The organism is Beijerinckia mobilis, from assembly GCF_000745425.1.
Taxonomy (GTDB): Bacteria; Pseudomonadota; Alphaproteobacteria; order Rhizobiales; family Beijerinckiaceae; genus Beijerinckia; species Beijerinckia mobilis.
In genome coordinates this window covers 75,463-91,041 of sequence record NZ_JQJH01000012.1, presented here as the reverse complement: position 1 = coordinate 91,041, position 15,579 = coordinate 75,463, and the positions used below count along the sequence as shown (strand labels likewise).

Sequence of the window (15,579 nt, the reverse complement as noted above, 5' to 3'; positions counted from 1 at the left end):
AAGGGTTTTGACCGCGTTCACCGGATCTATTGGCAAGACTTCAGCTCTCGCCTTCGATGCGATAGGGAATGACGCCGCGCTCGTCGCTGCCGACATCGAGCTTCTTGCCGAGGGGTGGCAGGGACCGGTGGCGGCAATCGGGACGCTCGCATGTGCGGCAGCCGGGGCCGATGGGATCGGCTATGTCATGATTGGCGAGATCGAGGCCGGTCGCGTAGACGGTGCGGTCGGCATAATCGATTTCGCATCCGAGGCCGACGGCGACAGCGCGCGGCCGCGCCAGATAGGATGTGGCCTCGGCTCCGACGGTTTTGGCGATACTGAGATAGGTGATTCCATCCGGCGTGCGCGCAAGCTGGACCAGCAGGCTCCCCGGCTGGGTGAAGGAATGATGGACATTCCACAACGGGCATGAGCCGCCGGAGCGGGCGAATTGAAAGCGCGCGGCGCTGCTGCGCTTCAGGACATTGCCGGCAATATCGACCTTGAGAAACCAGAACGGAATGCCCGACGCGCGCGGCCGCTGCAAGGTACTCAATCGGTGACAGACCTGCTCGAAAGTGACGCCGAAACGACCCCGCAGCTTCTCGATGTCGTAACGAACCGATTGGGCTTCCGAGAGAAAACGTCCGTAGGGAAGAATGAGAGCACCGGCAAAATAATTCGCCAGCGCGATTCGCGCGAGCGAACGGGCCTCATCGCTCGTGAGTCCGGCGGTCTGGACGAGTTTCGCGATCTGCGCCTTCTGTTCGAGAAGGCCGATGACATGCGCTAGGGCGAAGGATTGTTGTTGCGGTGTCGTTTCGGCCGCGACGAGCAGCCGTTTCGCACCGCGATCGAATTGCCAGACCAGCCCTTTTTCCGATAGACCAGAAAAGGTGACGACATCGATCGCATGCTGTCTATGCAGATAGTTCCGCAGGCTTTCCTTCATCGTGTCGCTGTTGAAATTCTGCGCTTCCGCCAATTCTTCTCCGGCGCGATCCAATCCGTCGAAATAATTGCGGCGTGACTGAACCCAGTCGCGTACTTCATCATAGGGCAAGGCAGGTGTGACGGCTTCGGCGACGTTCGCATCCTGCTCGAGACGGCGGAGCGCTGCGTTTTCCTCGTTCAGGGTCTGCCACGCTCTATAGAGCTGCAGAAAGCGGCTCACCACTTGTGGCGAGCTGCGCACGGCGGCTTCGGCCTCAGCCGGAGAAACCAGCCGGTCGCCGAAAAACGGATCACCGCTGACCTCTCGCAGATCGGCGGCATGGCGCAGATCTTCCGCATCCGAAAAATAATCCGGCTCGACACCGAATATCGCGCACAGGCTTTCGAGATTTGCGGATGTCAATGGCCGGTGGTCGTTCTCGATCTGATTGAGATAGCTCGCGGAAATGGCAAGGCGCCGTGCGAGTTCCGCCTGGGCGATGCCGCGCGTCTCGCGCAGCCGCCGCAGCCTCGCCCCGGCATAGATTTTCTTGCGCCTGACTTCGCGCCTCATCTCACGTCTCGTCCGGTTGCGTCATGAGGTTCCGCACCGAGCGCGGTATGTTTCAGCCGATCGCGGCGGGTTGCCCTTTTATGTGATCCGGGCTCGGCCCCGTCACGCGATGCGGATTATAGTCTTGATTTCTCTCGCCCGCTATTTGCAAAATTAACTGAATTAATATCTTCGTTTTGCCATTGTTCACAAGAATCTGAGTGACAAAACGTCCCTGCATTCGCAAATGTTGCAAATAGAAATTTACATTCAATCTCAATGAGTACGCCTCATCGGGATCATGCACGCCGGTGTTTCTGCTCTTCGAGCGGCGCGGCTGCTTTCAAGCCGAAGTCTTATTGATCACATTCTGACGTGATCGATGACGCTTTGTATTCGGAGGAACCTCAGGGGTCGGCATTATGCTCTGACCTCTATCGTCATCGCGTGAGCGTGTTCCTGTGGACTGGATCGTCTCGACGGATCACCTTGGCCTGCCTGAACGATAGTCGTGAATTGCCTGAGCCAAGGCCTAGCCATCAGATCGTATCCACCCCGGCAGAGTTTTCAACTCGGCCGACACTTGGACGCCGTGGGCGATGACACGTTGCTGGGAACGGTCAGGTCACAATGGATTTGCAATGCGGCAACTCTCTCTCCTCATCAGCATCCAACGATGGGGAGCGTCAGTTTCGATCGTCGATGATCGTCATCATTCATGAAATTCCGCTCATGCGGTTTGGCCTTCTCTTCGCGATGAAGAAGGAAAGCCGCTATGCAGAATGCGACATCTTCCTGTCCCCCGATTTGGCCTCCGCCGAAGAGATGCTTGCGCGTACCGGAGCGGGCGATGTCGTTCTTCTCGACGCACCGGCCTGGCTCGCGCTGACGGCACTGGAAAACCGGGCTCTGTTTCAGCGCATGCAAACGTGCGAGCGCGCAGTCGGCATCATTGCCTCGATCAAGCAGTTTCATCTCAATGCCTTCCGGACGCAGGGCATCGCCGGTATCATCGATCCGGAAAGCACGCTCGAAGATATCGTCAAATTCATCGATATGCTCGGCTCCGGCGCCACACAATCGCTGGCATTGCAGGGGGCCGATGAAACCAGGCAATTATCACAATTGACGACGCGGCAGGTCGAGGTTCTCGATCTCATGAGCAAGGGATTGCGGACGCTGCAGATTGCCGCGCGTCTCGGCATATCCAACGGCACCGTCAAATCGCATATCACCAACATCTTCAGAAAACTGGAATGTACGCATCGCACCACGGCGATCAAAATGTATATGCAGAGCCTTTGACTCACCGGCTTTGATGATCGTGGGGATAAGGGCGCGTATATGCGCCTTCAAGATCAGCGGGTCGGAGCCGCCGCGGCCGACGGCAGCGTGAGCCCGGCTTTCCTGATTTCCGGCACGAGTGTATCGCGCAAAGTCTCGTCCGATAGCGGGCCGATGAATTTATAGGCGATTGTGCCGTCCCCGCGAACCACATAGGTTTCGGGCACACCATAAAGACCCCAATCGATACCGACCCGGCCCTTGGTGTCGTCACCTATGGCCGCATAGGGGTTGCCGCCGCTCTGGGCGAGAAACTGGCGGATGTTGTCAGGCTTATCCTTGTAGGCGATGCCGACGAGACGCAGGCCAGCGCGGCTCAGAGCCGGATCGGCGGCAAGCTGCATCAGCACCGGATGTTCCTGACGGCAGGGCACGCACCATGAAGCGAAGAAATTGACGACGCTGACATGGCCCTGCGCGAGATCCGCCCGCGAAAGTCCCGGCACACCTTCGAATCCTTCGACGGCTCCGAGTTTGAAATCCGGCGCGGGGCGGTTGATCAGGGCCGAGGGGATGAGCGACGCATCACCGGAAAAGAGCCGCAGCAGAAACAGGCCTGCGATCGCGAGAAAGATTGCGAGCGGCACATAAAGCAGCAGAGAGCGCCTGCGCGCGGGATGGCTGCCAGGCGTCGACTGTGGCAAGGGTTCCTGCATGGTCAGTGGCTACCTTGGTCGCGGCCGGAGCCGTGGCCTGACCGCCGCTCGGTCCCTGCGCCGAAGATCGCCAATTGCCGGCGCAAGTTCCGATAGTCCCGCCAGACCGCGAAGATCATTCCCAGAATGATCAGACAGCCGATGCCATAGGCGGCGAAGACATAGGAAAGATTCGGATCCTGCATCATGAAACGGCTTCTGCCTTGGCGGCGGGATAGGTGGCGGCCGCACCGGAGGCGGCCAGCATGGCCAGCCGATGCAGGCGCCGGCGCAGAATCTCGTTGCGGATGGCACCGAGATGCAGGGTCATGAACAGGCTCGTAAACGCAAGCGCCATGATGATCAGCGGCCAGAGCATGGAGGAGGCGATGGCCGGACCGCCCAGCCGGAAGACGGAGGCTGGCTGATGCAGCGTATTCCACCAGTCCACCGAAAATTTAATGATCGGAATGTTCACGGCGCCGACGAGGGTCAGAATGGCCGCGGCACGGGCCGCCTTGCCGCTATCCTCGATCGTCTGCCACAAAGCGACAAGGCCGAGATAGATCAGAAACAGCACCAGAACCGAGGTAAGCCGCGCATCCCAGACCCACCAGGTGCCCCACATCGGCTTGCCCCATAGCGAGCCGGTGACGAGACAGAGAAAAGTGAACCCCGCCCCCAGAGGTGCGGCAGCCTTTTGCGCGGCATCAGCGAGCGGATGCCGCCAGACCAATGTTCCGAGCGCTGCCGAGGCCATGGTAAAATAAATGAACATGGACAACCAGGCAGCTGGCACGTGCAGATACATGATCCGCACCGTTTCGCCCTGCTGGTAATCGGGCGGTGCGATGAACCAGGAGAGATAAAGGCCAAGCCCAAACAGGACGGACGTCAGCGCGATGAGCCAAGGCAGAAGGCGGCTGGTCCAGGTCAGGAAAGTTGTGGGATTGGCGAAATTGGGCATCGATTTATGAGGAAATGGACTTCGACGGAAGCTTAAGCGGCGGCGCGGAACGAAATCCGTATCACGCTTCTCCTAAGCCGATCGGTCGCAAAAAGCAAATTTCACTCGAATCGAGCTGATTTATTAAGCGGAAGGGCTTTTGATCCCTTCCGTTGCATTCTGGGGAAGGGATCAAAGACGTTTTTCGACGCCTGCTGCTTCCTCGATGAATTCCGGCGGCACGAAAGCTTCGACGAGAGCCTCTCCCGCCTTGACCGGGGTTCCGGCTGCCTTCGCATCTTCCAACTTGTCGAGGCGCAGCGTGCCGAGACCACTGGCACCGGCGATGGAACTGACCTGGCCGATGGCTATATCACCCGCCTTGATTTCCGTGCCGAGCGCCGGTGCGGGGCCATCGAAATGGAGCGGAATGATGCGTTTGCGCGCCGATTTGCGGAAATGCACCCGGGCGACGACCTCCTGCCCGACATAGCAGCCTTTTTTGTAATCGACGCCATTGCAGCGGTCGATATTGGCGTCATGCAGGAACGTATCGCCATAGGGGAAATCGACCCCGCCCTTTGGTACGCCGAGGGCAACGCGATGGACTTCATAGGCGGTGTCGTCGGCGGGCAGGGCGGCAAGAGCCGCGAGTGGCGCGATGAGGCGGAAGCCCATCTCGGGCGCGCGTGCGTCGGGATAGACGATGGCGCCTTCAATCTCCGGCACTTTCGCGCCGCCCCAGACGGCAGCGACACCCAAGGTGTCGGACACATCCTCTACGGTGAATTTGGCGCGCATCTTGTGAAAATTAATGCGCTTGATGAGATCGGGCACCTGCGCCTTGACGCAATCGATATAATAACCGGCCTCCGGACCCTCGGGCAGGGGCAGAATGAAGAAATCGAACAGCAGCTTGCCTTGCGGCGTCAAAAGCGCGCTGTAGCGCGCTTCGCCCGGCGTGAAATTGAGCATGGTGTTGGTGATGACCTTGTGCAGCAAGGTCGTCGCATCGCCGACGATTTTGAGGACGCCACGATCGGTGAGAGTGCAGGTTCCTTGATCCATCCGAGATCCTCGATGCTTATCCGTCCGCTTGCAGGAGCGGCGACGTCCCCGGCTCAAATGGGATAGGGCGCGGAAAATAACAGGACATTTACACCAAGTCTCAATGAGAATGACTCATTGAGACTTGCTCATAGAAACTTAGTTTAATCCCGCGACCGCGGGGCGGCGGCTTTCCGCCGATCTCCTTCATCCCGACAGGTTGGGACGAAGGAAACTTGGGATAAGACCCTGCCAGCGCATTTGGGACAGGAAGGAGGACGCGAAGCGAATTTTGAGGAAAAATCTGTTCCGCCCCTGCCGCCCCTGGCCTAAGTGAATTGATCTTTTCGAGTGAAAAGATCTTTCCGCAAACCGCCGGGCATAGCCTTGCGGCACGACAAGCAATGGATGGGCCATGGGGCTGAACAAGGCGCAGAATTTCGATCTCCTCATCACCGGAGGGATCGTCGTCGATCACAATGGCATCGGCGCGCGTGACATCGGCATCAGGAATGGCAGGATCGCCGCGATCGGCGCTCTCGGTCAGGCGAGCGCCGGAGAAACGGTCGACGCGCGGGGGCTGCATATTCTTCCGGGCGTCATCGACACCCAGGTGCATTTTCGCGAGCCGGGCCTGACGCATAAGGAGGATCTCGAAACCGGCTCGCGCGGGGCCGTGCTCGGCGGGGTCACCGCCGTTTTTGAGATGCCCAACACCAATCCGTTGACGACCGGCGCGGCGGAACTCGCCGACAAGGTCGCCCTTGCGACCCATCGCATGCATTGCGATTTCGCTTTCTGGGTCGGTGGCACCTATGACAATCCCAAGGATATTCCCGAACTTGAGCGGCTTCCCGGCGCGGCCGGCATCAAGGTTTTCATGGGATCCTCGACCGGCAGCCTGCTCGTTGAGGATGATGAGGGAATTGCCCGCATTCTGGCGCAGACACGGCGCCGCGCCGCTTTCCATTCCGAGGATGAGGCCCGGCTGAACGAGCGCAAGCCGGTGCGGGTTGCGGGCGATCCCGCCTCGCATCCGCTGTGGCGCGATGAGGAAGCCGCATTGCTTTCGACACGGCGCCTCGTGCGGATTGCCCAGGAACAGAATGCGCTGATCCATGTGCTGCATGTTTCCACAGCGGAGGAGATCGATTTCCTCGCCGATTACAAGGATCGGGTCAGTGTCGAAATCACGCCGCATCATCTGACCCTATGCGCTGATGATTATACGCGGCTCGGCACGCTCATGCAGATGAATCCGCCGGTCCGTGATGCGCGGCATCGGGAACACCTCTGGTACGGGGTTGCACAGAGCATCGTCGATATTCTCGGATCCGACCATGCGCCGCATACGCTGGAGGAAAAAGCCAAGCCCTATCCACAAAGCCCCTCCGGCATGACCGGCGTGCAGACGCTGGTGCCTTTGATGCTTGATCATGTCCACGCCGGGCGTCTGACACTCGAACGCTTTGTGGATTTGACGAGCGCCGGCCCCGCGCGTCTTTTCGGCATTGCCGGCAAGGGCCGCATCGCGGTGGGTTATGACGCAGATTTGACCGTGGTGGATTTGAAGCGGCAGGAGACCATTCGCAATGAAGCGATTGCCTCACGCGCTGGCTGGACTCCCTATGACGGCAAGCAAGTCACCGGCTGGCCAGTCGGTACTTTCGTCAGGGGCCGGAAGGTCATGTGGGAAGGCGAGCTTGTGACGCCTGGCGAGGGTGAAGCTGTGCGGTTTCTAACAAAATGACATCGTTGCCGGGGTGGTGCGGGGAGGGTTCTCAGAGGGACTTTCCCGCCGCGCCCGGGTGCGCCGCCGCGCTGGTTTTTAGGGAACACCTTTAGAACCATAGAAGTAAGTTGAAATACCGGAACGGATATCGTTTGCAGTAGCAGAACAAGCTATATCACAAAGTATATAATTATGATGTCTGCTAGCATACGTAAAGCAACAGAATTCGTGCTTGCATATATCTTGCGTGAGAGCTTAGAGCCGATCGTCGGGAGTAAAACAGCCTGTCACCTCCCGCTTTCTTCATGAAAAGGCAAGAAGAACGCGTACGCAGATGACTTGACCTCTTCTCGTGCTCGTGATTATGGTTTGTTCACTTACGCTTTCGCGGCATCTCGCCGTTTATACTATCGACGCAGCCCTCTAACCAGAAAGTGCGACGGACAACATGGTACGTGAATTCGAATATCGCGGAGAAACTTTCCGGGTCAACGCGCATGGCGCTCCGGGTCATGAAGAAGTCTTCATCATGCATTACGTCGATGGTGAGGAATTCGGTGAAATGTCCATCGATCGCATGACCGAAGAAAACGACACTTCTGCTCCGCTCGAAGACATCATCATCATGCTGTGCGATCGCCTTATCGTCGAGCGCGAAATCGACGTCGCCGATAAGGAAGGCCCGTTCAAGTGGCGCGAAGGCAAGGTCCTGTTCAAGGTTCACAACGGCGTTCAGGATCACGCCTGATCTTCCTTGTCAGGACCGGGTGTTTGCGGACGCAAGCATCACGCTGTCCTTGGCCAGAAGGAGGCCGGAGCATCTTCCGACAGTTGGAAATGCTCCGGTTGTTTGAGTAGAGCGTTTCTGGATGTATCCGAAACGCTCTAGCGGCATCTGGATTCGCCGCATGGTATATACGCCTGAATGTATATGCCGGCATCACCCGTATTTCTTTTTGAACGCTCCGCGAAACCCTCGAAAGAGAGCTTCGCGGAGCGTTTGTTTGGCTTGTTGCGCTGCGGCGTTGTCAGTAGGTGCCGTAGCGATCGATGACGCTGTTGCTGATTCTGGCACCTTCCGCAAAAAACCGTGTGATGACCGCCCGTGCATTAGGCGTACAGGTCCGGTAGGAGAGCTGATAATCGCGTATGCCGTGATTGTAGGCGCCGGCGAGACGTTCTCGTTCATCCTCATTAATGGCTTCCGCATCCATCAGGGCTGCCATTCTGGCATTCCAGTTCTCCGTCTGTTTGCCACAGAGCGTTTCGAGATAGGATAAAGTGCCGAGGATTTCCGCGAGCCGAAGCAGGTCGCTTTCATAAGGCGCATGTGGCGGTTTGGGGACGACCGGAGCGATGGGTGCTGAGAGATCCTCAGGCGAGGCCTTCGCTGTTTCCTGTCTGGCGCGTCCTTTTTTGCCGCGCGCCGTTTCGTTCCGCTTTTCCTTCGATGGTACGGCGACTGTGCGGCCGGTATGCAGCACTGGCGGAGCGGCCTTCCCGTGCCGTGCGGCTTTCTCCGCCGGATGGAATTTCGGCCGTCCTTGGCTGGAATTGCCCTGGATATGATCCCGATGGGATTTTACATGGGCACGCTGGTGCGGCGCCGGAGCCGCCGGCATCTGATAGCCGGGCGGCTTTTCCGCATTCTGGAACCAGTCGAACTGGGCGCCCGCCGGCCCCGACAAAAGGGGAAGGACGGCGAGGAGACAGGTGAAAACCCGAAGCAGCCGGTCCATTTCCCTGTGCATGTCAGCATCGCCTGTTTTGAAGGAAGAGCGGGTAGGCCGAGGCGACCACAGGCCCGACCATCGGTGTACACATCTCTATCGGTAAAGCATCGGGCCGCGCCCAGAGGATTTCGCTGGCCTCGGGGCCAATCTCGCCTTCGCCGGAAAGCCACTCGCCGACGAAAGAAGCGATGACGAAATGAAACCGGATACGATGATCCGAATCTTCCTCAATCGATTCGACATGCCGGTTGAAGGCGACGATCCGCGCTTCGACCGAAACCTCCTCACCTAATTCCCGCAGCGCCGCGGTCTCCAGATGCTCGCCAATCTCGACGAGGCCACCTGGCAGGGAGAAGGCGCCGGCAAAGGGCGGCCGCGTGCGCCGTGCGAGCAGGACCGCATCATAATCCGGCACAAGACCGCCCGAGAAGCGGCGAAAAACGGCGATACTTGCGCCGATCAGCGGATGGGCGGGATAGGCGCGCGGCGACGAAGCCGGGTCGATAGTGTGCAGCATGAGCCTGAACTATTGAGAAATTCTCAAATGTCCAGTGTTGATGAGGCCAATATCAGCCTTTCTTTTGCGAGGGATTTGAGAATGGCTCCGCCCTCGCCGGCATCGGAGGCTGAAGGGAAAATTCGTAGCTCTGCCGTGCGTCTGGGGTTGTCAAGGTCATGGTGAGCATAGGGACGGCGGCGGGCTGATCGCCGGATTTCGGCGCTTCGACCGCTGTCACCAGAAAGGCATTGGGTTCCTGTACCGGTTTCGAGGTAAAAAACCATCCTTCCGGCGCCTCGACGAAGAGATCCCGAGCCGGTCCCTTCAGCCATTGCAACCGCCAGGTCGGATGCTCATATCCCACTACAGGAATAATCTTGACGACTTTTGGAAGGATTTCAGCGGCGAGGCGCTCGGGAACCAGGGTCATGGCTGCAGCAAGGCGTGAATCCTTGGCGGCGGGCTGATCCGGCGAAAGCTCGATCTCCGCCGAAGCCTTTCGCGGCTGGCACAAGCGGTCGCAAACGGCATAATCGAGATGGATCGCGAGATGGACCGCTTCCCGCGCGTTTTTCGGCGTGATCTGGAGAGGAATGACGAGGCTGTGGCTATAGCCATAGACCTGCATTCCTTCCTCTTCGATCCGCTCGGGTGCCGGATAAAGAACCGTCGCCGCGGCGAGATTGACTGAATGATCGAAGGAGAAGACGGGGGGTACGCCAGCTTCGCCGGGCGTGCGCCAATAGGTTATCGAGCCTGGATCGAGGGAGAGAACGACGCCAATCGTATAGGAACCGCCGTCCTTTCCGCCTTCGCTGAGGATTTCGAGCGGCGGCTCTCTGTCTTTAACCCTCGACTCAAGGCTCTCGAACGCTTGCGGAGACGCTGTGGAAAAGCCGAGGATCAGTGATACGATCATCGCTGCCAGAAAAAATCCCGAAACGGGAGAGCCCTGATTATTCCAAGGATTATTCCGAGCTTGCATGACCAGCCTCGCCATCGGGTGGAGAGAGTCTTGCATGAGCATTCATGCAGATGTCACTTTCACATTCGTTCTTAGTAATGGGACGGACGACAAGGTGCAACCTGGACTACGACTTTCTCTTCCTCGGGGAGGTACGTTAGGATGATATCGATGAAGTCTATGGACTCGACCCTCTCGACCGATGGGTTTCTGGATGGTCAACTGCTGATTGCCATGCCGAACATGGGTGACAATCGATTCGCGCGTTCCGTAATTTATCTTTGTGCCCATTCCGAGGAAGGGGCCATGGGCATCGTGCTCAACCGTGCGGCCCATAAGATCAGCTTTCCCCAGCTTCTCGTGCAACTGGAAGTTATCGGCGCCGATGAGGCGATCCGTTTGCCAAACAGCGCCGAAACCATGCAGGTGCTGAACGGTGGTCCGGTGGAAACAGGACGCGGTTTCGTCCTGCATAGCGATGATTTCTTCATCGATAATTCGACCCTGTCGATCGACGGGGGCGTCGCCCTGACTGCGACGATCGATATTCTGCGGGCGATCGCCAAAGGCTCCGGACCGCACCAAGCACTTCTGGCGCTTGGCTATGCCGGGTGGTCGGCGGGTCAGCTGGAAGAAGAAATCCAGCATAATGGCTGGCTGAATTGCCCGGCGGATCCGTCCATCATTTTCGATGACGCGCTGGGTTCCAAATATGAGCGTGCGTTGCGCAAGGTCGGCATCGATCCCGGCTATCTTTCCAGCGAAGCTGGACACGCTTAAGGCTCCACCTCGGCTCGCTTTCCGGATGACTGCCACCGTGCCCTTTCAGGGGGCATGGGGGCAAGGCATCTCATCTATCTCTTCCCGCCCAATCCTGGTGTGCTGTCCAAGGTCAATGGGCACAATCTCCTTGAGCCTACAATTCCCCGATCACGAAAAGCATGGTGCGTAAACGTCGCTATGTGTGTAACCGTGTGGGCGGTTTTGTTTCCGGCTGTTTGAGGCAATCGCACTCAGGCGGCAATCGTGGAGGCGCCCACGAGCTTGCGGGCATCCGCCATGCTGATGGGATGGCCAAAGGCCGATCCTTGCGCATATTCACAGCCCAATTGATAGAGCTCGATCGTATCGGATTCTGATTCTGCGCCTTCGGCGATGACATCCATGCCGAGGTCCTGCGCCAATGTGACGATCGCCCGCAGAATGGCCGAGCGCGAGCCCTGCCTGATCCCCTGTCCCGGCTGATGCACGAACGAACGGTCGATCTTGATCGTATCGAAGGGGAAGCGTTGCAGATAAGAGAGTGATGAATAGCCGGTACCGAAATCGTCGAGCAGCAGGCCGGCGCCAAGATCATGAATGCGCGTGAGCATTTGCGCCGCATATTCGGGGTTTTCCATGATCAGGCTTTCGCTCAGCTCAAGTTTCAGGCTTCCGGGCGCGACCGGACAGCGGGCAAGCAAAGTCTTGATGTCGTGCAGCAGATCGTGCCGCAGCAATTGCCGCGAGGAAATATTCACGCTGGCGAAGATTGGTGGATCCACATTGAGGGCGTTCTGCCATGCGGCAAGTTCGCGCCCGGTTCTTTCCAGGGCGAAAATGCCGAGATCGACGATGAAGCCGCAATCTTCCGCGACAGGCAGAAATTCTGTGGGCGTCAGGCGTCCGAGACGCGGGTGATCCCAGCGCAAGACCGTCTGGAATCCGGCCACCGTGCGGTCCTCGAGGCGGATGATCGGCTGAAACAGGATTTTCATCTCGCCACGCTCCAGGCAGCGGCGGAGATCGGCCTCGAGACCCAACCGATCCGACCGCATGTTGCGGAGCATGGGCCGATAGGCTTCGATCCGGTTGCCGCCATTGCGCTTGGCGTAAAGCATCGCAAGTTCGGCGTTCTTGACGAGTTCCTCGCGGCGTGGCGGCTGCTCGGGATCATAAGCGGCAAAGCCGATCGATGCGGTGAGCGGGATTTCTCGATCGGCGAAATTGACCGGTGTCGAGACGACTCGCTGGATGACGTTGGCGAAAGCCATCAAAGCTTCGGGACTATGTTCCGACAGGATCAGAATCGCGAAATGGTCTCCATCGATCCGCGACAGCGTATCCTGAGCTTTTAAAATCCGTCCAAGCCGGCGGGCGATGGTGAGAAGAACGGAATCACCAGCCGAAAAGCCGATCGTCTCGTTGACGGTTTTAAAATGGTCAATATCGAGACTGAAGATGACCGGCTGAATCTCGGGATCGTTGGCGGCGAAGACGAGGGCACGATCGATCCGGTCGTGGAAGAGGCCTTCGTTGGGCAGGCCGGTGAGGTTGTCATGCACCGCATCGTGCAGCAGCCGTTCCTGTGAGATGCGTGTCTCCGTCACATCGGCAAGCGTGCCGATGATCCGCGCCACTTCTCCATCGGCGGAGACGACGGGCCGCGCCTTGAACAGAAACCACAAATATTGACCATCGACCGCGCGCAGCCGGAATTCCTGATGAATGCGGCCGCGCCTCTGTTCCAGCATCGTGTCGAGCACCGCCTGGTAGCGGTCGCGGTCGAGCGGATGCAGAAGGTCGAGCCAGGCGGAGGCCGGTCCTTCCAGAGCACCGCGGTCGAAACCGAGATGGGACTCGACTTCCGGAGCCACATAGATCTGATCGGCGTCCACATTCCAGTCGAAGATATGATCGCCGCCGCCAGCCAGCGCGAGTGCCTTGCGGTCGCTATCGCCAATAGCCTGTTGTCCAAGGCCGATGCCGGCAAAGGCGTTCTGCATGATGGTGAAACCGATCAGCATCACGATCAGCACGAGACCGCCGATCAGGGCTGGCGAGACGAGATCATTGGTCAGTTTGCCGGTGACGGTGAAGGCCGCGCCGACGATCCAGGCGAGCAGCAGGAACCAGCTCGGGATCAGCATGACCGCACGGTCATAGCCATGGGCTGCGAGATAGACGACCAGAATGAAGCCGATACCGGCGATTGTGGCGAGGGAAATACGGGCGACACCAGCCGCTACAGGCGCGTCATAGACGGCGAGGCCGATGAGCGCCGCGAGAAAGATCAACCACAGGGCGGTGATGTGCGACGCGCGCACATGCCAGCGGTTGAGGTTGAGATAGGCGAAAAGGAAGACGAGCAGCGTCGCGGCGAGCACCGTTTCCGTACAGGCGCGCCAGATCCGTTCGGCGGATCCTTCAAGGTCGAATAATTTGCTCCAGAAGCCGAAGTCGATGCAGACATAGGTCAGCACGGTCCAGGCGAGCGCCGCCGCCGCCGGGAAGATCACCGCGCCGCGCACGACGAAGACGATCGTCAGGAACAAGGCGAGCAAACCCGCGACCCCGATGATAATGCCTTTATAAAGCGTCAGGCTGGTGATCTTGTCTTTATAGGCGTCAGGTTCCCACAAGGAGATCTGTGGCAGGTTTGGCGTCCGCAATTCCGCGACATAGGTGACCGTGGTGCCGGGATCGAGCGTGAGACGGAAGACATCCGCATCGTCGCTGTCTTCATGCTCAGGCGCGAAACCTTGGCTCGCGGTAATGGCGGAGATGCGGGTCGCCCCGAGATCCGGCCAGATCACGCCCGAGCCGACCAGACGGAAATGCGGCGCGACGATCAGCCTTTCAAGCTGTTCATCCGTATCATTAGTGAGGGCGAAAACGATCCAGGCCGGCTGCGTGCCCGCCTCGCGGGCGCTGACCTCGATGCGTCGGACGATGCCGTCCGAGCCCGGTGCCGTCGAGACCTGCAGACGGTCGCCTTGCGAATGATAGGCGACCACGGCATGGGTGAGGTCGATCGCTTGCGCGTCGAGAGGAACGCGCACCGCTTCGACCGCAGCGGCGGGGCCGGGCAGAGCCACCGACAACACCATCAACAGGGATAGAAGGAAACCGAGAGACAGGCGGTTCGCGCGGTGTCGGCTCAACGCGTGGTGTCTCCCACGGAGGCAGTTCAAGCCGGAGCGCCATAGGCCGGGAGCCGCGAAACAATGTTCACGAGAGCGGCGGCCGTGTGAGGAAAAGATGAACAGCATCGACACTTCAGAAAGCACGGAGACGAGGTCTCTGGAGACACGCGCGAGAATGACCGGACCAGGAATGGATTGGGAAACCTCTATGGTGAAATGAAGATTTTCTCATAGCCAGGAGCCGACGGCACGCGGTTTTATACAGAACCTTGTTCAATCGACAAATCCACTAGGGTGCGATGATGCGGATTGCCGTGGCTGCGTCCCGCTGCATGGTTCAGCCGATGATCGTGGGTGTTTTGCGCGGCAGCGGGTCGGATTCCAGCAGGGCGAAAAGCAGATGATCCTGCCAGTTACCGTTAATGCGCAGATAGGCGCGCGCATAGCCCTCGCGCGTAAAGCCCACGTTCTGCAATAGCCTGATAGAGGGTTGATTATGCGGCAGACAGGCGGCTTCTAGCCGGTGGAGCCGCAAGGTCGCAAAGGAGAAACCGATCACCGCCCGGACGGCGCAGGCCATATAACCCTTTCCGGCATAGGGGGCGCCCATCCAATAGCCGAGGGTCGCCGACTGGGCAACGCCACGCTTGACCTGGCCGAGCGTAAGACCGCCGAGCAGCACGTCCTTGGAACTGAAAACCAGGAAAGGATAGGCCTCATCATTAGCTATTTCCTGATCATTGCGGCGTAGGCGGCGGCGAAAGGCGGCACGGGTGAGATCGTCACCTGGCCATGTCGGCTCCCAGGGGGTCAGAAAAGCGCGGCTGCGTTCGCGCAAGCCTGCCCAGGCTTCGAAATCGCGCATTTCCGGGGGGCGTAAATAGACGCCATCGCCCCGCACGAAGGTAGCGTTCTCGCTGGAAGGACCAAGCCGGAAGAGTGCCATGGCGTTACTGCCTGGAGGAGCAAAGGCAGGGCCGCACGGGCGCGGCGGAGCGTTGCCAAGCCCAGCTCCCGGAATATGCGGCAAGTTCGCGCCCGTTCAAGACCATCAGCCCGCCACCTCCCGACGCGTTGAGATAGTACTTCAAGCCATTCTAAATATATTTAGAGCAATTTTCGGGAATGTTGAATCCCTTCGCGATTCCAGGATTTTGAAAATCCTCCATCTTTTTAGTGGAATGTTTCTGGATATATCCGAAACGCTCTCACTCGTCTGAAAAGAGGCGTCTGTTCCGCGCCGTCGGACGCGATTCTGCCGCGTGCCGCCAGCGGCGGAATTCGAACATTCCGATTTGATCGTGCA

Annotated in this window: 14 protein-coding genes; 4 read left to right on the top strand and 10 right to left on the bottom strand. The window is 58.8% G+C overall.

Annotated features, from left to right (window positions below; genetic code table 11):
* Positions 1 to 40: 40 nt before the first annotated feature.
* Complete coding sequence (locus DL88_RS11080; RefSeq protein WP_034995932.1) at positions 41 to 1,489, bottom strand: helix-turn-helix domain-containing protein; 1,449 nt, start codon at positions 1,487 to 1,489, stop codon at positions 41 to 43.
* Positions 1,490 to 2,170: 681 nt separating this feature from the next.
* Here DL88_RS11080 and DL88_RS11075 point away from each other — a divergent pair.
* On the top strand, positions 2,171 to 2,773 hold the full coding sequence (locus DL88_RS11075) for a helix-turn-helix transcriptional regulator (protein ID WP_034995930.1): 603 nt from the start codon (positions 2,171 to 2,173) through the stop codon (positions 2,771 to 2,773).
* 53 nt (positions 2,774 to 2,826) lie between these two features.
* Here the strand turns inward: DL88_RS11075 and DL88_RS11070 are convergent, their stop codons facing one another.
* From DL88_RS11070 to ygfZ, 4 genes are all read right to left on the bottom strand, one after another.
* Positions 2,827 to 3,468 (bottom strand): DsbE family thiol:disulfide interchange protein, encoded by a 642-nt coding sequence (locus tag DL88_RS11070; protein WP_034995928.1) that lies wholly within the window; start codon positions 3,466 to 3,468, stop codon positions 2,827 to 2,829.
* A gap of 2 nt (positions 3,469 to 3,470) precedes the next feature.
* Positions 3,471 to 3,656 carry a heme exporter protein CcmD gene (gene ccmD, locus DL88_RS11065; protein WP_034995926.1) on the bottom strand — a complete coding sequence of 62 codons (186 nt, stop codon included), beginning with the start codon at positions 3,654 to 3,656 and terminating at the stop codon, positions 3,471 to 3,473.
* Positions 3,653 to 4,414, bottom strand: coding sequence for a heme ABC transporter permease (locus DL88_RS11060; protein ID WP_034995924.1), 762 nt, complete (start codon positions 4,412 to 4,414; stop codon positions 3,653 to 3,655). The genes ccmD and DL88_RS11060 overlap by 4 nt, the downstream gene beginning before the upstream one ends.
* Before the next feature lie 171 nt (positions 4,415 to 4,585).
* Complete coding sequence (ygfZ, locus tag DL88_RS11055) at positions 4,586 to 5,461, bottom strand: CAF17-like 4Fe-4S cluster assembly/insertion protein YgfZ (RefSeq protein ID WP_034995922.1); 876 nt, start codon at positions 5,459 to 5,461, stop codon at positions 4,586 to 4,588.
* A 394-nt stretch (positions 5,462 to 5,855) separates the two neighbouring features.
* On the opposite strand from ygfZ, the gene DL88_RS11050 reads away from it, so the two are divergent.
* A complete protein-coding gene (locus DL88_RS11050) occupies positions 5,856 to 7,190 on the top strand; it encodes a dihydroorotase (RefSeq protein ID WP_034995920.1) in 1,335 nt (444 codons plus the stop codon).
* A 430-nt stretch (positions 7,191 to 7,620) separates the two neighbouring features.
* Positions 7,621 to 7,920 carry a hypothetical protein gene (locus DL88_RS11045; RefSeq protein WP_034995918.1) on the top strand — a complete coding sequence of 100 codons (300 nt, stop codon included), beginning with the start codon at positions 7,621 to 7,623 and terminating at the stop codon, positions 7,918 to 7,920.
* 280 nt (positions 7,921 to 8,200) lie between these two features.
* Here DL88_RS11045 and DL88_RS19410 read toward each other — a convergent pair whose 3' ends face one another.
* From DL88_RS19410 to DL88_RS19405, 3 genes are read right to left on the bottom strand one after another with little or no spacing between them, the layout of a single operon-like run.
* Complete coding sequence (locus DL88_RS19410; protein WP_051955892.1) at positions 8,201 to 8,923, bottom strand: TIGR02301 family protein; 723 nt, start codon at positions 8,921 to 8,923, stop codon at positions 8,201 to 8,203.
* A gap of 1 nt (position 8,924) precedes the next feature.
* On the bottom strand, positions 8,925 to 9,422 hold the full coding sequence (locus DL88_RS11035; RefSeq protein ID WP_034995917.1) for an NUDIX hydrolase: 498 nt from the start codon (positions 9,420 to 9,422) through the stop codon (positions 8,925 to 8,927).
* 52 nt (positions 9,423 to 9,474) lie between these two features.
* The gene (locus DL88_RS19405) at positions 9,475 to 10,323 is read right to left on the bottom strand and encodes a protein-disulfide reductase DsbD domain-containing protein (protein WP_169741565.1); all 849 of its coding nucleotides are present in this window, start codon (positions 10,321 to 10,323) and stop codon (positions 9,475 to 9,477) included.
* 207 nt (positions 10,324 to 10,530) lie between these two features.
* Here DL88_RS19405 and DL88_RS11025 point away from each other — a divergent pair, with 207 nt between their 5' ends.
* Positions 10,531 to 11,148, top strand: coding sequence for a YqgE/AlgH family protein (locus DL88_RS11025; protein WP_034995911.1), 618 nt, complete (start codon positions 10,531 to 10,533; stop codon positions 11,146 to 11,148).
* A 233-nt stretch (positions 11,149 to 11,381) separates the two neighbouring features.
* Here the strand turns inward: DL88_RS11025 and DL88_RS11020 are convergent, their stop codons facing one another.
* Together DL88_RS11020 and DL88_RS11015 are read right to left on the bottom strand one after the other, a co-directional pair.
* The gene (locus tag DL88_RS11020; RefSeq protein WP_034995909.1) at positions 11,382 to 14,237 is read right to left on the bottom strand and encodes an EAL domain-containing protein; all 2,856 of its coding nucleotides are present in this window, start codon (positions 14,235 to 14,237) and stop codon (positions 11,382 to 11,384) included.
* A 373-nt stretch (positions 14,238 to 14,610) separates the two neighbouring features.
* Positions 14,611 to 15,219, bottom strand: a complete 609-nt coding sequence (locus DL88_RS11015) for a GNAT family N-acetyltransferase (RefSeq protein WP_034995908.1) — start codon at positions 15,217 to 15,219, stop codon at positions 14,611 to 14,613.
* Between the last annotated feature and the right edge of the window lie 360 nt (positions 15,220 to 15,579).